We start from the raw sequence: 19,324 nt of genomic DNA, 5'->3' as shown, positions 1-19,324 counted from the left end.
CATGCCTCGCCAACCACTCGATCGCGCCGCCGCGGCCGGGGTCGGCATGGTTTTGGTGGGATCGATGACGGCCAATGTCGCGTCGTACCTGTTGGCATGGTTGGCCAGCCGATGGTTGGGTCCGGTCGGCTACGGAGAGTTCGCGAGTCTGCTTGCCGCCCAGTTGGTACTTGCGGTTCCGGCTTTGGCGTTGCAGACGGTGGTCGCCCGCGAGGCGGTGCGTGGCAAGAGCACAGATGCGTTGCGGTCGTTGGGGTATCGATGCACCGCGATCGTCGCCGTCCTCGCGGTTGCGCTCGCTCCGGCGATGGCGTGGCTGCTCGACACCGGAATCGTGGCGTCGTTCTCGGCATTGGTGACCGCGCCCATGTTGGTTCTACTGGCAACGGAGCAGGGGTTGTTGCAGGGTCACGGTCGATTCGGCACTCTCAGCGCCGTGCTGGCCGGAGCCGGGGTGATGAAAGTCCTTCCGGCAGTGATCGTTCTGGCTTTCGGTGGCGGGGCAGGCGCGGCATTGGTCGCGGGCGCGGCCGGAACTGCGTTGCTGGTGGCGATAGTTCGAGTGGTCGACCGAACCGTCTCGGTGAGCGAGGACCGTGCGGTGCGTATCGGCGTCGTCTCCGTGCTCGCGGCGTCGCAGGTTCAGCTCGCGCTGATCGCGTTGTCTTCGCTGGACCTGCTGATCGTCCGCGTCGTCCTCAGCGAGTACGACGCCGGTGTCTACGCACTCGGAGCCGTCGCGACGAAGGTGGCGTTCTGGCTGCCACAGGCAGTGGGCGTCGTGCTGTACCCGAAGATGGCGAATCCGGCGCACTCGGCGCAAGCGGTTCGCTCGGCGTTGGCGGTGCTCGTCGGTATCGGCGCCGTGTTGGTTCTGGGGGCGGCGGTTGCCGGCCCGCTGGTGCCGATGCTCGTGGGCGACGCGTACGCCGCCGTGGCTCCGATGCTGTGGGCCTTCGCCCTGCACGGTGCAGCGCTGGCGGTACTCCAGGGTGCTTTGCTGTCCGCAATCGCGTCAGAACGCACACGAGTGGCCCTTCTGGCGTGGGCAGGACTGGCCGTGGAGGCGACGGTGATGCTGGTGTGGGCGAAGACGCCGGGAGAGTTGATCGGCGTCGCCGTGGTGGTTGCGTCGACGACGGCGTTGGCGGTGTCCGTCGCCGCAGTGCGAAGTGCCGACCGCGCCCGGCCGGCACCTCACACCGGCGTCAGTTCTCCAGACGCGTGAACAGATCGTCGAAGTAGTCGAGCGTACGCATCGCGGTGTAGACGGATCCGTAGTTGATGTTCCCACCCGTGTAGACGACGTTGTCGCCTTGTACTGTGCGGATACGGTTCCACATCGCGCGGTCGTCGCTGACGGGATCCACGCCGGGCGCGGTGGTGACGATCATTCCGTCTGCCGAGTCGAGAGCAGTCACGAGGTTTTCGGTAGAGATCTCCTTCTGTCCCTCGACCGGCCACTGGAGCTGGACGCCGAGGTCTTCGGCCACCTGCGTGGAGATGCCCTTGCGGTTGACGCCGTTGACCTTCTGATTCACGTAGTTCAGCAGCACGATCTGCTTGCTCGCCAAGCTCGGGGCGTGACGTTCCTTCAATCCGGCTGCCTTGTCCTCGTACGCTCCGATGACCTGACGGACGTCGGGGTTCTCGGTGCGATTCAGCCAACTCGCCAGCTGATCGATGTTCTCGCGCCACGGGCGCGTGAAGTCCATCGGAAGCACAGGCGCTGTCTGGCTCAACTGCTGTAGCGGCCACATGTCGGAGGCCTCACCGATGTCGGTGCAGATGATCAGGTCCGGTTCCAGCGCGAGAATTGCCTCGACGTTGACCGGTGCCTCGAACACCTGTGCCGTGGGATCGGCCGGTACCCACGGCTCGGCGGCGTCGAAGCTGTACGCGATGACCGGCAGGCCCATCGCAACGGCTGGTTCGAGGTCGAGTCGGGAGTCGATGGCGACGACGCGCTTCGGGGTGACCGGAATGTCGTAGGTTCCGAGCGAGGTCGTGACCGTGCGCATCCCGGCCGAATCGCCCTCGGTACCGGCGGACCTCGCGCAACCGGCGGCGAACAGCCCGGAGAATGCAGCCGTGCCGACAACAAATCTCCGACGTGTCAGATCGCTGACACAGATGTGCGAACCCAGAACTGTTGATGCGGGCATGTGGCTCCTCGTGTTCGGGGTGGTCTGGACTTCCAGAAAACGCTAAGCCCGCGACCACGCGGAGGGAACGACCCGTTGCGCCAATCCGTACGCCGATCCGGCAACAAAGCCCCGAAACGCAGCAGAGCGCCCCTTCCGTGTGGAAGGGGCGCTCTGCTTACTGTCTGAATCAGTCCTTGCGCAGATCCGGACGCGGGATCACCTGAGTGTCGTCCGAGGTCCAGTCGTGCTCACCCGGAGCCGGCTCGGGCGAGCCCTGGCCGCTGGGATTCTGGTTCGTTCCGCCGTGTGCAGCGCGGGCCGGAGTTCCGCCCTTGCCGCCGCGAATGCCGAGGAAGATACCGGCGATCAGCGCGATGACACCGAGGACACCTGCCACGATCGGGACTGTGCGGCCGAACAGCGAGAGCTTGTCCATGCCGTCACGTGCCTGCTGGACCTGGTACTCGATGGTTGCTTCGTCGAAGGGCAGCGTGACCTTGAGAACCTCGACGTCGACCGAGTCCTTGTTGCGTCCGTAGTACTGGTGCAACTGCTCCTGGCCCTTGACGACGACACCGGTCTTGGGCTCGACCCACAGGTCACGGACGTTGGTGTACCAACGCGTCATCGTGATCGGGGTAGCGCCACCGGGAACGCCCCAGGTGTCGGCGGGCAGGCTCAGCTTGTTGGTGGGGGAGTTGACGACCTTCGACAGGTCGACGGGATCGATCGTCTGCTGGAAGTGGTACACCTTCAGACCGTTGATCTCGGTCTCTTCGACGAAGTCGATGTCCTTCGTGGCGCGAGCGTTCAGGTCGAAATAGGGGTAGCTCTTCTGTTCCGTGTTGAACGGGAACTTGTACTGCAGACCGTCGCGGGAAACTTCTTCGGCGGGCTGGTCGCTGGACGTCTGGACGGTTCCGACGGGATCGTTGGTCGGCATCGAGCTGACGCGATCGAGCGTGACGCGGTCCAGGGTTGCGGTCAGCAGTCCGGTGTCGCCCTGCTTGTCGGTACGACGGACGGTCTGGCCGGCTTCGACGGTGATGATGTCGGCGTCGGACGGGTCCTGCGTGGTGACGTAGCGCTGAGCGACGATCGGCACGTTGTTGTCGACCTGGGCCTTACCGGCGAGGAGGGCCGCCGAGTTGAGGACGCTACCGGTGCCTGTGGCGACGGTGGTCACCTCGAGGTCGAGTGGCGTCTTCTCCAGCTTGCCTACCGTGTAGGTAGGAATGAGGATGGCGATGGCCAAAAGGAAGGCACCGAGGCCCACCAGAATGCAAGGAAGTATCCGGCTCGGCCCTGAGCGTTCCGCCATGCTGTGACTCCTAACCCGTTAAGTCTTTCGAGGTTCCCCAACCGGCACAATATGAGCTGCGCAGATCGCATGGGGCCCCCGATGGACACCATGTGTGGCAGAACACTAACAGTCCACCGGCCCGGTTTGTCGCATGAGGGCATGAATTGGCCAGGCATTTTGTTGTGAGTCCCTGGTGGTTTCCCTCAATCGGCCTGGGGTGCACACTTATCCGTGATGATCAGTTCCACGAATTCCCCTCAGACGGTCCCGCCACAGGCTCGGGGCTTCGTTCCGGCTTTGGACGGTATGCGTGGATTGGCGGCGCTCGGTGTCCTCGTCACCCATGTCGCGTTCCAAACCGGTGAAGCGCAGTCCGGCGCGATCGGGCGCGCGTTCGGTCGACTCGATCTCGCCGTAGCGGTGTTCTTTGCCTTGTCCGGATTTCTCCTGTGGCGCCCCCACGCGGCAAAGGCCCGCGGAATCGGGCAGCCGCAGTCGACCGTCCGGTACTGGATCTCCCGCGCGACGCGCATTCTGCCGGCGTACTGGGTGGCAGTGGTCCTGATCCTGCTGTTCCTGCCCGGTGCCGGCGGGGGCTACCAAGTGTGGTTGGCGAATCTCGGGTTGGCGCAGGTCTTCGTGCCGTTGACACTCACCGAGGGCCTCACGCAGATGTGGAGCCTGTCGGTCGAGGTGGCGTTCTATGTTCTGCTGCCGCTTTTCGCGTATCTGATGGTCCGACTACGAGGAAACTCGGTCCGGTTCCGGCTGCCGCTTCTGCTCGGGGTGTCGGTCTTGGCCTTGACGTGGGCATTCATTCCGATTCCGACGCCGGACGCTATCCACCACGACAACTGGTTGCCGGGCTACCTGCCGTGGTTCGGCGCCGGCATGGTGCTGGCCGAGCTGGCAGTGGGCCCGTCGACATGGGTGCATCGCCTCGCGCACCGTCGGGTACTCCTGACCCTGATTGCCTTTCTCGCCTTCGTTCTCTCGTGCACCGATCTGGCCGGGCCCGAAGGTCTGGTGCGGCCCGAGCCGTGGCAGTACGCGATCAAGATTGCACTCGGTGCGATCATCAGCTTCTCGTTGATCGCGCCACTGGTTCTGCGCGATCAATCGCAGCATCGGTTCCTGGCCAGTCCTTTGGCGCTGGCAATCGGACGCTGGTCCTACGGCCTGTTCATCTGGCACCTGGCCGTACTGAACGCTGTGTTCCCCGTATTCGGCATAGTTCCGTTCTCGGGCAGCTTCTTCTACGTCCTGGCCCTCACGGTCGTCCTGAGCGTCGCTGTGGCCTCGGCCAGTTACGCCTTGGTGGAGGAACCGGCGCGCGTCGCGGTCACGCGGTGGGAGAAGCGCCGCCACATCGGTGAACCGGCGAAGGGCAACGCGGCCAACCCGGTCACGACCAAGGCCACCAACATCGAGAACTGAATCGCGAACGAGTCGCCCACATAGCCGCCCGGCGCCCGCCACGGTCCGGTCGAGAGCAGCGTGATGCCGATCATCGCGGCCACGCCGGCGGTGCCGACGAGAATGCGTGCGGTCCGAGCCGGGCCGAAGATTCGCAGCGCGGCAAGTCCGAGGATCGAGCACACAACTGCGATCGCCGCTCCCACTCCGCCGCCGATGACGGTGGCCGCCGCGAGCATGCCCACCCATCCTGCCGCGACGCTGCGCCACGGTCGGGGTGGTGTGAGGGGCTTGGGCTCTCGGCGAGTAGGGACAAGAGCCGCGAACAACAGCGGGATCAGCAACACGAGCCCGCCGAAGATGCCGAGGCGGTACCAACGGTCGCTGGGGAAGTCGATGGTGACGGTTCCCGCGGTGCCTGCCGGCACGATCCAGCCCTGCTGCCAACCGTTCACGACCACCGGCGTCAGCTCGGAACCGTCCGGCGCCGTGGCGATCCAACCGATGCTGGTGCTCTCGGGATTGACGATCAGCTGATCGGCGGACGAGCTCGTGACGGTGAGTTCGCGGTGATTCGCCGTCCACGCGGTCGATTCGAGCGGTGTATTCCGTTGCGCGGCTGAAGGACCGACCGCCGTCAGATCGAGATTGTCGACCGAGAATGCGGGGCCTGGTTCGACGACCACTTCAGGCTGTCCCGCCGGCAAAGTCGCCGAAGCGTCCAGACCGCACACACGTGCCTCGACGGGTGCGCCGGTCCGAAGTTGCGTGGCCGTCGCCGTGATCGAGGTGGGGAATTGCTGTCCGGCAACCGAAATGGTCGGGCCGTCGCCACAGGTGACGGTGACGGTGCGGTTGTCGAATGATTCTGCGCCCTGCACTCCGGAACCGGCGATCGGGGTTCCGTCGGCACCGACGACGCCGACCTCGGCGAGGCCGGTGGGCTGCGCCTGGGCGAAGCCGAGCGCCGTCTGATCGAGGACCGGTTCCCAAGCGGTTATGCTCAGGACGATCTTGTCGGTGACGAAGGGGGAGAGGGTAACTCGACTGGTTCGAGGCGTGTCGTCCGAGGGTTCGGGCAGCTCTCGCACCTGCGGCCCGTTGCCGAGATTCACCGCGACGCTGGTCGGCAGCGACGGCAGAGTGCCAAGTCCCCGTGTGATGTCCAGGCCGGTGACCAGGGTGGGCTCGGGAAGATTGAGAGTCAGCGTCGGTTTCGGGCCGCCCGGTTCTGTGGTGCTCTGCGGCGCCGACCACGTGGTGCGTGCGTCGCCGTCGGTGGCAGCGAAGGCAGATCCGCGTGTGTCGCCGATGTCGCTCGAACCCGAAGCCGTGATTCGGCCGGGGACGGAAAGCAGGTCTTCGAGGGCGTTGCCCTGACGCGCTCGGACAGTCAGTGTCGGTGCAACGACTGTGTTTTCGGGCACCGTGAGCGTGCGCTGGAAGCGGCTCGGCTCTTCGGGTATCGCCATGAATGCATTGCTGCACCGCACGCGGTCCGTCGAGTCGGCGCACGCGTTGCGGCCGGGGAACTCCTGGCTCAGGTTCCACGCGTTCACAGATGCGCCCGTCGGCGTGCTCGGCAGGACCGTGTCGAAACGGATCGGTACGGTCTTCGGCGCGCTGCGATCGGAGAAGTCTTCGACGGAGAGTTCGCTGATGCCGAACTGTGTTCCAGGCGATCCGTTTTCGGTGTGAGTCGCTGTGACGCGTACCCACGGAGTGTTGCCACCCGGAATCGAGACGGTGATGGGCTCACCGGGACGCTCCACCTTCACCGCCGTGCTGCCGTTCGGTGTCGAGACCTCGAGCCATTTGACGGGAGCTCCGATTGCCGCGGCACTGGTGGTCAGATGAAGCAACCCACTGGAAATCGGTGTGTCGAAGTCGATCTGCAACCACTGGCCCAGTGCGCGCTCGATGCCGTTGCTGAACCAGCCGGTGGCCGGATCGCCGTCGACCGTCGACGCGGGACTGCTCGACGGTGAAGTGCCGCCCAGCTGGGTGGCATCTGAGGCGGCGCTGGAAACGGTGATCGAAGCTCCGCTCCAACGGCCTTCCACGAGAGGCGTGTTCGCAACCGGGTAGTCGGGCACCAGATTGTAGGTACGACGAGCGTCGTCAGGGGTGCGCAGGGCGGAACTGTGGTTGTCGACCTGACCGAAATCGGTTTCTCGATCGCGCGGTGTGTCGGTGACGGTGACAGAATCGACGGGCAGTCCCGCAGCTTCGGCGTCGGCGGCGAGAATCATCGGCCCGGTCCCCGGAACCAGCCCGCTTTCGTGAAGTCGCACAGACGATTCCGGCCCACCTTGTACACGCGGAACCTGGTTCAGGTCGACGGAGTACGGGCCACTGACCGCCGGGGTGCCGTCGGGCGGGGTGACCTCGAAGATTTCGATGGCCGGGTAACCGGGACGCAGATCGCTGTCCGCGACCAGCCCTTCGATCGGTTCGGGGCTGTCGTCTTCACCGAAGTGGGCGACTCGCTCGATCCCCGGCGAGCCTTCGACCGCCTGGTGCACGAGTATCGGCCTGGCCGAGCGCGACGTTTCGCCGTCGAGGTCGTTGCGCATCACCAGGTAGTGGATGCCCTGCCCAAGCAAGGTCTGTGCGAGGCCGTCCGACGGACGTCCGTCGGCGATGAGACGTTGCACGGAATCGAGCGCTCGGATGGCGCCGGGAGGGGTCAGCGGGACCGAGTCACGCACCGCCCACGGCGTACTCGCCAAAGCCTGAAGCGGTTCGTCACGCGTCAGACCCCAGACCTGGCTGCCGAAGGGCGCTCCCGGGACGACGAGGGCACGTTCGGCTTCCGATCCGGGGGATGTGTTGTCCTCGAGCCACTGCGCTGCTTCGTTCCAGTACGAGGGAACGTCCGGATACGCACCGCGGGGAGCGAGCTTTCCCGTCCAGGCCAAGGCGGTGGAGAGGGTGAGGGCAACGAGGATCAGGCTGGTCAGTGCGACCATCGGTTCGCGCTCGGGATGGGCGAACGCGCGGCGCCATCGGGCGAGTGGAACCGATCCCGGTAGTGGCACTTTGGCCAGCAGGTGTGCGAGTCCGAGCACCAGCGGCAGACGGACCAACGGCTCGAGCTTGTGGACGTTGCGCAGCGGCGCGCCCGCCGAGTCGAGGAACAGGCGTACCGACTCCGACACCGGTGAGCTGAGTTCACCAACGTATCCCGCGGCCAGGCCGGTGATACCGACGAACAGGATGAGCGTCAGCCGGCCGCGAGCAGGCATGGACCGCATGCAGAGCCCGGCGAGGCCGGCGGCGGCAACCAGACCGGTGGCGACAACTGCTGCGGGCTGGGTGACCAGGACGGCGCCGGCAATGCGTTCGGGGGAGACGAACGGGGTCCAACTGTCCGTGCCGCGAAGTATCTCGGCCAGCGACGCCCATTGCGTGGTGACACCGGCGGACTCGATGTAGTCGAGGAACGGTGGGCTGATCTTGCCGAGCAGAAGTAGCGGCACGATCCACCAGAGCGTGCCGAGAGCGACGAACAGCGCCCACCACGCGGTGAACGTCAGCCATGTTCGGTTGGGTTTGTGCGAGAGCCACCAGATGATCGCGACCAGGCAGGCCGCGGCGGTGGCGACGGCATTGATCGAACCCATGAGCGCGACGGCAAGCGCGGATTGTGCGGCTAACCGCCTCAACCCCCGTGAGTGGTTAGGGAGTCCAGGGACTCCTTTTCCACGCACAGGGCCGAAGGCCAAAATCACCGGCAACAACACCCACGGCGCCAACATCATCGGCAGGGTTTCCGAGGAAATCGAACCGAGCGTGGTCAGCACGCGGGGAGAAAGAACAAAGGCAACCGCTGCGATGACGCGCGAACTACGGCTGCCGATACCGAGAGCCTCGGCAACTCGGATGATGCCCCAGAATCCTGCGATCAGAAGCAGCGCCCACCAGATGCGCTGGGTGATCCACGGCGGAATGTTCGCCAACTCGCCGAGCGCGAAGAACGGCCCGTGCGGAAAGAAATATCCGTAGGCCTGGTTCTGAACCTGGCCGAGCGGGGCCTGACTACTCCACTGATGCGACGCGCGTTCGAGAAAACCGAACGGATTCTGCGTCAGGTCGTACTTGGTGTCAGCGGTGATCAGACCCGGCGATTGCAGAAAAGTGAGAAGAAACGCTACGACGGAGGCGCCGAACAGCCACCGCTTCGACAGGGGCTCTGCCGACGGGGCGGTGTCTACCGAAGACACCGCCCCGTCGGCGGAAGAACGGGAACTCGCGAGGCCTGCGCTCTCAGCGGCTGCCGTACTCAACCTGGTTCAGCACGGAAGAATCTGCGTTTCCGCTGCGGTCGATCTCGGGACGAGTGTTGTCCGACGCGGCGGCCGTGACACCGAAGATGACGCCGGCACCCAGAACGGCACCGATGACAGCGCTGGCCACACCGGGGACAAGGAACTTCGTCATCGCGGATCTCCCAATTGGTCGTTAGTCGGTCGTTCGCGGTCGGACGGACTTACCGGCCCGTACGAACTGCTCGGGTCAAGGTATCACCCGCACTCGAGAATCCGGACGATTACCCTCGTGACGTGCTGGTCAGTCGAGGGTTTCGGCACCAAGCGCGGTCAACAGAGTGCGCAGTTTCGTGGACGTCTCGTCGAGTTCGTCCTGCGGATCCGATTCGGCGACAATTCCACCACCCGCGCTGGCCCAGGCGTTGCGGCCGTCTGCACTGATCTCGGCGCAGCGGATGGCAACCACCCAATCGCCGTCACCGGCCCCGTCGCACCATCCCACGGCGCCGCCGTAGAAACGGCGAGGCTCCTCGGTCTCGCGGATGACTTTCAGCGCCACGTCGGTGGGTGTTCCGCACAGCGCGGGCGTCGGATGCAGAGCGATGGCGAGGTCGAGCGCAGTAGTGTCGTTTCGCAGCGTGCCGCGGATCGGGCTGGCCAAGTGCCAGACCTCGTGAGTATTGGTCAGTTCGGGAGTTGCCGGCACCGACAGATCACTGCACATCGGGTGCAGGACCTCGCGGATCCACGCCGTCACGAAGGCGTGCTCGGCCAGATTCTTCGTCGAATGCAGAAGGCTCTCGCCTGCCTCGCGGTCTTGATCGGCGTCGGCGGATCGCTTTGTGGTCCCGGCCAACGGGCGACACGTCACGACGCGCCCGCGTCGACTGACCAATACTTCGGGCGTCGCGCCGACCAGGCTGTGGCCCTCGAATTCGGCTCCCGCAGCAGAGAGGTCGACGGCAAAGGTGTTGGCGACGGGATTGAGCGCCGCCATGCGAGCGGCGAGCGCGGTCGGGGAGATCGGGGTCTGCGTGCGAAGTTCCACAGTGCGAGCCGCGACAACCTTGTCGATCTCTCCACTGCGGAGGCGTCCGATCAACTTTTCCACTCGACGAAGATGCTCCGACGACGACGGGATCTCCCGGTCAACCCGGGTCGTGGGCAGGGCCTGGGGATCGAGCGGTTGCCACGGCCGCGACGCGATCGTCGCCTCGGCAGGTTCGTACAACGCCGTTGCGGCAGCGGGGTCGAAGGGGAGCGCTCCGACGATCAGCTTTGTCGTACCTGCCGACAGAGCGTGGGTGGCCGCGTCGGAGCTGTCGAAGCTGCGTCGTACGCCGCGGGTGACCACGCTGTGATCGGGGCGCGAGAGAACAAAACCGTCCATGGTGCTTTCGACACTAGTCGGCCACGGATCAGGAATGCGCGAAGGTCACTTCCCCGGAGGGACGATCAACACCGGCCGATGACTGTGACGCAGAACATGATCCGCGACGCTGCTCTGCAGTAGCGACCGCAAACCCGTAGTGCCACGGGTGCCGGTCACGATGATGTCGACGTCCAATTCGTCTGCGGTTTCGCAGATTGCAGACCAGATCGCGGATCGGCACTCGGCGCTTCTGCCTTCGACGGTCAGGCCTGCGGCCTCGGCCAGTGCGACGCCCTCGGCGAGGGTGACTTTGGCGTCGGTGTACGCGATGTCCTCGACGTCGTCGTCGGGAACCCACTCCGGTTGCATCACCCCGGACAGGCCGGACATGCGAGCGGCCTGGCGAACCATCGGCTCCCAGGCAGTGACGAGAACAGCACGATTGGCGGAGAGGAAACGCCCCGCATAGTCGACTGCACGCTTGGCGTTGTCGGAACCGTCGTACGCGATGAGCATCAGACCTTGTGGCATCACGACCTCCTCGTCAGCGGGGGAATCGGTTCTCTTCCAGGCTACCGTCCCGATGTGCCCGTGAGGGAGTGTATGGGTACCGGGTCCGTTACGGTCGAGGTATGCGGATCAAGTTTCTGAAGGCTGCGACGACCATTGCTTTATGCGGAGGGTTGGTTGCGGGATGCTCGGGCGAAAACGGGACCGCCGATCCGGTTTCGAGCGCCCCGACCAGCACCAGCACCGAGATCACGTCGACGCCTGCGGCATCGAGCTCCGCACCCGTCGCCGCATCGTGCGGTAGTGACCTTCTAGCCTCGCTGTCCTTGCGTCAGAAACTTGCCCAGCTGCTCAACGTCGGCGTCACCGGGACCGACGACGCGTTGTCGATAGTGCAGAACGAGGAGATCGGCGGCATCTTCGTCGGAAGTTGGACCGATCAGTCGATGCTCACCAATCGCGAAGTGCCGCAGGTTGCTTCGGCGTCGAAGTTGCCGTTGATGGTGACGATCGACGAAGAAGGTGGACGAGTTTCCCGCGTCGCGGACATCCTCGGGCCCGATCCGTCGGCCAGGGAAACGGCGCAGACCATGACAGTGGAACAGACGTACCAGATGGCACTCGAGCGTGGACGTGGGTTGAAGGATCTCGGGATCACCGTCAACTACGCCCCCGACGTCGACGTCAGCAGCCAACCCGACGACTCCGTGATCGGGGACCGCTCGTACTCCGACGACCCCCAGATCGTGGTTGCCTACGCCGGTGCGTACGCGCAGGGTATGCGCGATGCCGGAATCTTCCCGGTGATCAAGCACTTTCCCGGACATGGCAGCGCGTCGGGTGACTCGCACCGGGGTGAGGTGACAACGCCGCCCTTGCAGGATCTGATCGCGTCGGACCTGATTCCCTTCCGGGAGCTGTCGGGAACCGGAGTCGGCGTCATGATGGGTCACCTCGAGGTTCCCGGTCTGACCGAGCCCGGTACCCCTGCCAGCATCAGCCCCGCCGCCGTCGCGTTGCTTCGCGACGGAGTGGGTTACGGCGCAGCGCCGTTCACCGGCCCGGTATTCACCGACGACCTCAGCGGAATGCAGGCGATCACCGACCGATACGATATTGCCGACGCGGTTCAGGCTGCGCTGGTGGCTGGAGTCGATCAGGCATTGTGGCTGACAACCGACGACGTTCCGCGGGTGCTCGACCATCTCGAGCAGGCCGTCGCGTCCGGTGAGCTTCCGCAGGCGCGGGTCGATCAGGCCGTGGTCACAGTTGCCACTGCCAAAGGTGCCGTGACCTGCTGAGTCGAAGTCAGGATTCGACGCACAATCTTACCGTAGAGTAAGATCGACATTTACCCTGTGGTTGGAGGAAGCATGGCCGGCGGTACCAAGCGACTGCCACGCGCAGTGCGTGAGCAGCAGATGCTCGACGCGGCTGTGGACGTGTTCTCCGACAGGGGGTTTCACGAAACTTCGATGGACACCATCGCAGCCAAAGCCGAGATCTCGAAGCCGATGCTGTACCTGTACTACGGCTCGAAGGAAGAGCTGTTCGCGGCGTGCATTCATCGTGAAGGGCTCCGCTTCCTCGAAGCGCTCGCCCCGGCCGGCGCGCCGAACCTGACTCCGCGTGAACAATTGCGCGCCGCTCTCGAGGGCTTCCTCGGGTTCGTGGGCGCAAACCGCAAGTCGTGGATGGTGCTCTACCGTCAGGCCGTCGGGCAGCAGGCTTTTGCGGGAACCGTGCAGTCCAGCCGCGATCGGTTGATCGAGTTGACTGCGCATCTGCTCGAGTCCAGCACCAAGGATCCTGATGCCGCGCACGATTACGGGATCATCGCCATTGCGCTCGTCGGCGCCGGTGAGGCGGTAGCGGACCGGGTCGCGGGTGGGGAAATCGAAGTGGATGCCGCAGCGGATCTACTCGAATCCCTCGCGTGGCGCGGTCTGTCGGGCAAGAAGAAGTCCGAATAGCCCCCCAGTCACATCGCGTGAACGTATCGCTCCCCTTGTTGAACAGGGGGAGCGATACGTTCACACTGTCGGGGCGGGGTCGGAAACGCACCAGCCCAACCCAGTTCAGTCCTAGGTCAGCGCAGCGTCGCAGTGACGTGCGGGTAACCCTTCTTCGGGTGACGCAGTGACAGATCCCAGCCGTCGTCGGTGCGATCAGCGTAGGCATTCAGCGTCGCCGGTAGCAGAATCGGCTTCCCGAAACGCACGCTGTAGGTGACCTTGTCCGCGACGGACCCCTCGACGGTCCGCAGAACTGCCGCGGCACTCCACATTCCGTGAGCAATGGTCTTCGGGAAACCGAAAGCCTTGGCGCCCAGAGACGAGACGTGAATCGGATTGCGGTCGCCGGAGACGGCGGCGTACTTGCTGATCGTGGTCTGGTCGACGCGGATGGTGCTCATCGGCATCGGCGGGACCTCGTCGGCCTTGGGCTCCGGACCGGGCTGGCCGGACAGGGAGGTCTTCTGCTGGTTCAGGAAGCTCGAGGTCTGTCGCCAGACCAGTTCCCGTCCCACCCGAATTTCGGTGATCACGTCGATCAGCAGGCCCTTGCGGTGCTCACGCAGGTTCTCGGCATGCACCGAGAGGTCAAGCGGTTCGCTGACGGAGATGGGCCGCAGTGATTCGATGACGTTCTCGGCGTGAACGGAGCCGACGGCGGCGAAGGGGAAGTCCTTCGACACCATCAGCTTCATCACGGTCGGGAAGGCCAAGGTGAAGGGGTACGTGATCGGCAGAGTGTCGCCGAACCGCAGTCCGGTCACGCGGCAGTACGCCGCCAGATTGTCGGTGTCGACCTTCAGTCCGGTGAGGGTGAAGGTCTGCTGTGGCACCGAGCGCGAGTTGGACTTGTTCCACGGCAACAATCCCAGTACCGCGCGGGAGTAGATGTCGAGGGTCTTCGGCTGCTCGGTGAGCGCGACGGTCTTTGTTGCCATCATGCGCCCAGGAGGCTCTGGCCGCAGACGCGAACGACCTGTCCCGTAACGGCATTGGAGGCCGGGCTGGCGAAGTATGCGACGGTCTCGGCGACGTCGACGGTCTCGCCGCCCTGCAGGAGCGAGCTCATGCGGCGGCCGGCTTCGCGGGTGGCGAAGGGGATGGCTGCGGTCATGGCGGTCTCGATGAAGCCCGGTGCGACGGCGTTGATGGTGATGTTCTTCTTCGCCAGGACGGGAGCTTCGGCGTGTACGAGGCCGATGACGCCGGCCTTGGAGGTGCCGTAGTTGGTCTGCCCGCGGTTGCCCGCGATGCCGGCGATGGAGGAGACGTCGACGACGCGGCCGCCTTCCTTGAGAGCGCCCTTCTCGACGAGGTGCTCGGTGATCTTCTGCGGTGCAAGAAGATTGACGTTCATGACCATGTTCCAGCGGCCCTCGTCCATGTTGGCGAGGGTCTTGTCGCGGGTGATGCCGGCGTTGTGGACGATGATGTCCGCTCCACCGTGACGCTCGAGGAGGTGAGCTGCGAGGACCTCGGCTGCGTCGGCTGCCGTGACGTCGAGGGCGAGGGACGTGCCGCCGACCTTGTTCGCGGTCTCGGACAGTGCTTCGCCGGCGGCCGGGATGTCAGCGCAGACGACGTGCGCGCCGTCGCGGGCCAGGACCTCGGCGATGGTGGCGCCGATACCGCGGGCTGCGCCGGTGACGACGGCAACCTTGCCTTCGAGCGGCTTGTCCCAGCTTGCGGGCGCGACGGAATCTTCAGCGCCGACGACGATGACCTGGCCGTCGACGAAGGCGGACTTTGCCGAAAGGAGAAAGCGCAGAGTCGATTCCACGCCGGAGAGTCCGGTGGATGCCTTGGGGGAGACGTAGACCAGCTGAGCGGTGGAGCCGCGCTTGATCTCCTTGCCGACGCTGCGGGTGAAGCCTTCCAGAGCGCGCTGCGCGACATGCTCGTCGACGCTCGACGTTTCTTCCGGCGTCGTGCCGAGAACGACGACGCGAGCCGACGGTGCGAGGTTGCGGATCACGGGCTGGAAGAACTCGAACAGCTGCTCGAGCTCGCTGACCTGAGTGATTCCGGTGGCGTCGAACACGAGTCCACCGAAGCTGCTGTCGTGTGCCTGAGCCGCCGGGTAGTCGGAGAGCAGTACGCGAAGTGGTTCTGCGAGTCGACCCTTGCCGCCGATGAGGACAGGTCCGGCGAGTGCGGGTTCTCCTGCTTTGTATCGACGCAGGTTCTCGGGCCTGGGCAGGCCGGCCTTCGACGCGATGAATGCGCCGGGGGCGGACGAGAGGAACTGTGAATAGAGGTCGGGAGCTCCCTTGCTGGCTGCCACGGTCCTACCTTCTGTTGTGTTTCGGGTTGTCTCTCACCGGGCAATCGAAAGAATGCGGCGATAGACAAGTAACTTACTACTGAGTAAGAATAGTCTTCAACAGGTAATCGCACCATCCTTGGAGACGCAAGTGACAAGCAAAGCCCGTTCAAATGCAAAGCCCGCCGCACCGCGCACTGCACCGGCCGCAGCCGCTGCAAATTCTGCAGGTCAGCGCCGTCCGGTTGCGATCGTCGGCGGAAATCGCATTCCGTTCGCACGCTCGGACAAGGCGTACGCACAGGCGTCCAACCAGGACATGTTCACTGCGACGCTCGACGGTCTGGTGAGCCGATTCAATCTGCAGGGCGAGAAGCTCGGCATGGTCGTCGGCGGTGCGGTGCTCAAGCACAGCCGTGATTTCAATCTCATTCGCGAGTCCGTTCTCGGCAGCGCGCTGAGCCCGTACACGTCGGCGTACGACCTTCAGCAGGCGTGTGGCACGGGACTGCAGTCGATCATCGCCGTCGGCGACGCCATTTCGGCCGGCCGCATCGATTCGGGCATCGGCGGCGGCACGGACACCACGTCCGACGCCCCGATCGGCGTCAACGATCAGGCGCGCGAGTTCCTGCTCTCCCTCAATCGCGCGAAGTCCACGGGCGACCGCATCAAGCTGCTCGGCAACGTCCGTGCGGGCATGCTCGGCCTGGAAATTCCGCGCAACGGCGAGCCTCGCACCGGCAAGTCGATGGGTGACCACGCTGCGATCACCGCCAAGGAATTCGGCATCAAGCGCGAGGACCAGGACGAACTTGCCGCTGCCAGCCACAAGAACATGGCAGCTGCCTACGACCGCGGTTTCTTCGACGACCTCGTCACCCCGTTCCTCGGCCTGACCCGCGACGACAACCTCCGTCCCGGTTCGACCGTCGAGAAGCTGTCGACGCTCAAGCCCGTCTTCGGTACCAAGCTCGGCGACGCGACGATGACGGCAGGCAACTCGACGCCGCTCACCGACGGCGCTTCTGCAGTGCTCCTCTCCACCGACGAGTGGGCAGCCGAGCGCAATCTTCCGGTTCTGGCGCACCTCGTCGATTCCGAAACCGCTGCCGTCGACTACGTCCACGGCAAAGACGGGTTGCTCATGGCTCCCACGTACGCGATCCCGCGTTTGCTGGCCCGCAACGGTCTGACCTTGCAGGACTTCGATTACTACGAGATCCACGAAGCCTTCGCTTCGGTGGTTCTGGCAACCCTGCAGGCCTTCGAGTCGGACGAGTACTGCAAGGAACGCCTCGGCCTCGACGGCGCATTGGGATCGATCGACCGAAGCAAGCTCAATGTCAACGGATCGTCCTTGGCTGCAGGTCACCCGTTCGCGGCAACCGGCGGACGTATTGTGGCTTCCCTCGCAAAGATGCTCGCGGAGAAGGGTTCGGGCCGCGGCCTGATCTCGATCTGTGCGGCCGGTGGCCAGGGTGTCACGGCGATCATCGAGCGGTAACCGCTCCACAATCTCCCCATGCGACTGAAAACTGCGCTCACCTGCAGTGATCGTCGCGAGGGGATGCGTAATCGGGGATCCGGCCACGAGGGGTGGCCGGATCCCCGAACTCTTTGCAAACTTTTTCGCGCAGGCGTGTAACGCTGCAGAATAGCTACCGATATTCATGACAGCCCCGTGTTGCTGCCTGACCCCCGACCTGGCAGCAGCGCGGGGCTCTCGTATGTCCGGATATCCTGTATTGAGTTGTCGGTGAGCGCCGCAGCGACGGTTGATGCAGCGAGGAGCCAACAGGTGAGTGACGAAGAGGGTCCGTCCGTCGAGAAGACGAACAGCGAGGACTCGTCCCTCCCGGAACAGGAACGCGAGTCGGTCGAGGAACCTCAGGCGGTCGAAGAGACCGAGTCGGTCGAGGAACCCCAGCCGGTCGAGGAACCCGAGGCCCCTGAGGACACTGAGGCCGTTGTCGAGGCTGAATCAGTAGAACCTGAACCAGCCGAAGCACCAAGGCCTGTCGACGAAGAAGCAAGCGATTCCACGGAAGCGACAGTCGACGAATCGGCAAACGAGGTCACCACCGTCATCCCTGTCGTCCCAGCGGAGGACGCACCGCCGACGGAAGTAGTCAACTCGGCTCCGGCGACAGAAGCCATCGACGAGCAGACAGAGCAGTTCGAGCCCCCGGCAGTGGTGGTTCCCCCGAAGCCGCCGCGTCCCGAGTTCGTGCAGCAGTACGACACCCAGCAATTCGAACCCATCCAGCAGCAGTACGAGCCTGTTGTCCGCGAACCAGAGGCAGTTGCACCACCAGCACCGCAACAACAGCCAGAAGCGCCCGCTCCGGCTTCTTCCCGTAAGTGGGTCAAACCAGCGATAGCACTCGGCGCCATCTTTGCCGTCGCAGTGATTGCCTACGGAGTGGACATCTTCACGTCGTCGGGGAAGACACCACGCGGCACCCAGGTCGCCGGGGTGGACATCGGTGATCTCACGCCTGCCGACGCAGAGGCCACGCTGCGCGCCGAACTCGGCCCAAGGCTCGTCGAACCGGTAGCGGTACATGCCGGCGGCGTCGACTCCGAGATCGTTCCCGCATCTGCGGGTGTGGACGTCGACTGGTCGGCGACGCTCTCGGGCGTGAACGCTCAGCCGATCAACCCGATCACCCGCATCACGTCGTTCTTCGGCTCCCGCGAGGTGCCCGTGGTGTCGACGGTCGACCAGGGTGCGTTGGATGCCTCGATGTCGCAACTTGCGGCGAACAGCGATCGTGCGCCCGTCGAAGGCGCAGTCGTGTTCGAGAGTGGGAAGGCGACGGGTGTTTCACCTGCCGCCGGCCAGGCTCTCGAAACGCAGCAGGCGGGCGCAATGTTCGCCGCGGAGTGGTCTGACGGTGGCGTCGTCGATCTTCCGGTCGACGAGGTGCCGGTGACGGTCACTCAGGCCGGTGTCGATCGCGCACTGCAGGAGATTGCCATTCCGGCTGCCTCGGGTGATGTCGTGGTCAACGGCCGTGACGGCAAGGTTGCGACGCTCGGCGTCGACCAGATCGGTGAGGTTCTGACCTTCACCCCTGACGGCTCGGGTGGGCTGACTCCGCAGTACAACACGGATGCTGCGATCAAGATTCTGACTCCGCAGTTGGTATCGACTGAAGTACAACCCAAGGACGCGTCGTTCACCTTCGCCGGTGGTAAGCCGTCGGTTGTGCCGGGTGTTGTCGGTGATCTGATCAACTGGCCGGACACGGTCAAGGAACTTCCGGTTCTGCTGGGCAGCACGGCGTCTCGGGCAACACCCGCAGTGTACGGACCGGTCCCGCCGGCGTTGACCACCGAAGCCGCGGATGCCCTCGGCATCAACGAGGTGATCGGCGAATTCACCACCGGTGGTTTCGAATACGCGTCTGGTGTGAATATCGGCCTGGCCGCGTCGGAGATCGACGGGGCCGTGATCAAGCCAGGGGATACGTTCTCGCTCAACGAGTACACGGGTCCGCGCGGTGCGGCTCAGGGATACGTCGAGTCGGGGATCATCAACAATGGTCGCCCGGACAAGGCTGTCGGCGGCGGTATCAGCCAGCTCGCGACGACGCTCTACAACGCGACGTATTTCGCAGGCATGGACGACGTCGCGCACACTGAGCACAGTTACTACATCTCGCGGTACCCCGAAGCGCGTGAGGCGACCATCTTCGATGGTGCGATCGACTTGCAGTTCCGTAATCCGGCGAAGACCGGCGTGATGATCGAGACGATTGCGACGTCGTCGAACATCACCGTTCGGATCTGGGGAACCAAAACCGTCGATGTCGCTTCGACGACCGGCCCGCGTACGTCGCCGACATCGCCGAACACCGTGACGTTGCCTGAGGGGCCTGGTTGTGTGGCTTCGAGCGGTGCGCCCGGATTCACGGTCAGCGACACCCGCGTGATCACCGACCACGCGAGTGGCGCCGAGATTTCCTCGAACACCCGGACCGTCAAGTACGACCCGGTGCCGATCGTGAAGTGCGAGTAG

13 protein-coding genes and 1 pseudogene are annotated in these 19,324 nt (G+C 64.6%); 6 read left to right on the top strand and 8 right to left on the bottom strand.

Annotation, left to right across the window (positions count from 1 at the left end; translation table 11 throughout):
- Nucleotide 1: 1 nt before the first annotated feature.
- Nucleotides 2-1,228, top strand: a complete 1,227-nt coding sequence (locus QM596_RS16210; RefSeq protein WP_283309422.1) for a lipopolysaccharide biosynthesis protein — start codon at nt 2-4, stop codon at nt 1,226-1,228.
- Here QM596_RS16210 and QM596_RS16205 read toward each other — a convergent pair.
- Both QM596_RS16205 and pgfA read right to left on the bottom strand, forming a co-directional pair.
- The gene (locus QM596_RS16205; RefSeq protein ID WP_283309420.1) at nt 1,209-2,165 is read right to left on the bottom strand and encodes an ABC transporter substrate-binding protein; all 957 of its coding nucleotides are present in this window, start codon (nt 2,163-2,165) and stop codon (nt 1,209-1,211) included. The genes QM596_RS16210 and QM596_RS16205 overlap by 20 nt on opposite strands.
- 169 nt (nt 2,166-2,334) lie before the next feature.
- On the bottom strand, nt 2,335-3,468 hold the full coding sequence (pgfA, locus tag QM596_RS16200; RefSeq protein WP_064443181.1) for a cell envelope lipid trafficking protein PgfA: 1,134 nt from the start codon (nt 3,466-3,468) through the stop codon (nt 2,335-2,337).
- A gap of 216 nt (nt 3,469-3,684) precedes the next feature.
- Between pgfA and QM596_RS16195 the strand changes: the two are divergent.
- Nucleotides 3,685-4,734: pseudogene (locus QM596_RS16195) on the top strand (acyltransferase family protein); the annotation flags it as partial.
- 23 nt (nt 4,735-4,757) lie between these two features.
- On the opposite strand, the gene QM596_RS29715 reads toward QM596_RS16195, so the two are convergent.
- From QM596_RS29715 to QM596_RS16175, 4 genes are all read right to left on the bottom strand, one after another.
- Nucleotides 4,758-9,092 (bottom strand): alpha-(1->3)-arabinofuranosyltransferase, encoded by a 4,335-nt coding sequence (locus QM596_RS29715; protein WP_349307324.1) that lies wholly within the window; start codon nt 9,090-9,092, stop codon nt 4,758-4,760.
- A 43-nt stretch (nt 9,093-9,135) separates the two neighbouring features.
- Entirely contained in the window at nt 9,136-9,309 is a 174-nt protein-coding gene (locus tag QM596_RS16185; protein WP_003945488.1) for a DUF2613 domain-containing protein, read from the bottom strand.
- Between the two features lie 129 nt (nt 9,310-9,438).
- The gene (locus QM596_RS16180; RefSeq protein ID WP_283309416.1) at nt 9,439-10,527 is read right to left on the bottom strand and encodes an isochorismate synthase; all 1,089 of its coding nucleotides are present in this window, start codon (nt 10,525-10,527) and stop codon (nt 9,439-9,441) included.
- 45 nt (nt 10,528-10,572) lie between these two features.
- A complete protein-coding gene (locus tag QM596_RS16175) occupies nt 10,573-11,040 on the bottom strand; it encodes a universal stress protein (protein WP_003945900.1) in 468 nt (155 codons plus the stop codon).
- 101 nt (nt 11,041-11,141) lie between these two features.
- On the opposite strand from QM596_RS16175, the gene QM596_RS16170 reads away from it, so the two are divergent.
- Together QM596_RS16170 and QM596_RS16165 are read left to right on the top strand one after the other, a co-directional pair.
- Nucleotides 11,142-12,320 (top strand): glycoside hydrolase family 3 N-terminal domain-containing protein, encoded by a 1,179-nt coding sequence (locus tag QM596_RS16170; protein ID WP_283309415.1) that lies wholly within the window; start codon nt 11,142-11,144, stop codon nt 12,318-12,320.
- A 72-nt stretch (nt 12,321-12,392) separates the two neighbouring features.
- Nucleotides 12,393-12,992, top strand: coding sequence for a TetR/AcrR family transcriptional regulator (locus QM596_RS16165; RefSeq protein WP_003945885.1), 600 nt, complete (start codon nt 12,393-12,395; stop codon nt 12,990-12,992).
- Nucleotides 12,993-13,108: 116 nt separating this feature from the next.
- Here the strand turns inward: QM596_RS16165 and QM596_RS16160 are convergent, their stop codons facing one another.
- Together QM596_RS16160 and QM596_RS16155 are read right to left on the bottom strand one after the other, a co-directional pair.
- Entirely contained in the window at nt 13,109-13,972 is an 864-nt protein-coding gene (locus QM596_RS16160; RefSeq protein WP_007734551.1) for a MaoC/PaaZ C-terminal domain-containing protein, read from the bottom strand.
- The gene (locus QM596_RS16155; protein ID WP_003945596.1) at nt 13,972-15,318 is read right to left on the bottom strand and encodes a 3-oxoacyl-ACP reductase; all 1,347 of its coding nucleotides are present in this window, start codon (nt 15,316-15,318) and stop codon (nt 13,972-13,974) included. The genes QM596_RS16160 and QM596_RS16155 overlap by 1 nt, the downstream gene beginning before the upstream one ends.
- A gap of 130 nt (nt 15,319-15,448) precedes the next feature.
- Between QM596_RS16155 and QM596_RS16150 the strand changes: the two genes are divergently transcribed.
- Nucleotides 15,449-16,804 (top strand): acetyl-CoA C-acetyltransferase, encoded by a 1,356-nt coding sequence (locus QM596_RS16150; protein ID WP_003945465.1) that lies wholly within the window; start codon nt 15,449-15,451, stop codon nt 16,802-16,804.
- Nucleotides 16,805-17,098: 294 nt separating this feature from the next.
- On the top strand, nt 17,099-19,324 hold the full coding sequence (locus QM596_RS16145; protein WP_283309414.1) for a VanW family protein: 2,226 nt from the start codon (nt 17,099-17,101) through the stop codon (nt 19,322-19,324).

Source organism: Rhodococcus sp. IEGM 1406 (genome assembly GCF_030056745.1).
Taxonomy (GTDB): Bacteria; Actinomycetota; Actinomycetes; order Mycobacteriales; family Mycobacteriaceae; genus Rhodococcus_F; species Rhodococcus_F erythropolis.
The sequence above is the reverse complement of the archived record's forward strand: the minus strand, read 5'-3'. Positions and strand labels throughout refer to the sequence as shown.

Coding starts and splice junctions, on each gene's coding strand:
- QM596_RS16175 (WP_003945900.1), bottom strand. CDS start 11,040: ATGCCACAAGGTCTGATGCTCATCGCGTACGACGGTTCCGACAACGCC.
- QM596_RS16160 (WP_007734551.1), bottom strand. CDS start 13,972: ATGGCAACAAAGACCGTCGCGCTCACCGAGCAGCCGAAGACCCTCGAC.
- QM596_RS16185 (WP_003945488.1), bottom strand. CDS start 9,309: ATGACGAAGTTCCTTGTCCCCGGTGTGGCCAGCGCTGTCATCGGTGCC.
- QM596_RS16205 (WP_283309420.1), bottom strand. CDS start 2,165: ATGCCCGCATCAACAGTTCTGGGTTCGCACATCTGTGTCAGCGATCTG.
- QM596_RS16180 (WP_283309416.1), bottom strand. CDS start 10,527: ATGGACGGTTTTGTTCTCTCGCGCCCCGATCACAGCGTGGTCACCCGC.
- pgfA (WP_064443181.1), bottom strand. CDS start 3,468: ATGGCGGAACGCTCAGGGCCGAGCCGGATACTTCCTTGCATTCTGGTG.
- QM596_RS16170 (WP_283309415.1), top strand. CDS start 11,142: ATGCGGATCAAGTTTCTGAAGGCTGCGACGACCATTGCTTTATGCGGA.
- QM596_RS16165 (WP_003945885.1), top strand. CDS start 12,393: ATGGCCGGCGGTACCAAGCGACTGCCACGCGCAGTGCGTGAGCAGCAG.
- QM596_RS16210 (WP_283309422.1), top strand. CDS start 2: ATGCCTCGCCAACCACTCGATCGCGCCGCCGCGGCCGGGGTCGGCATG.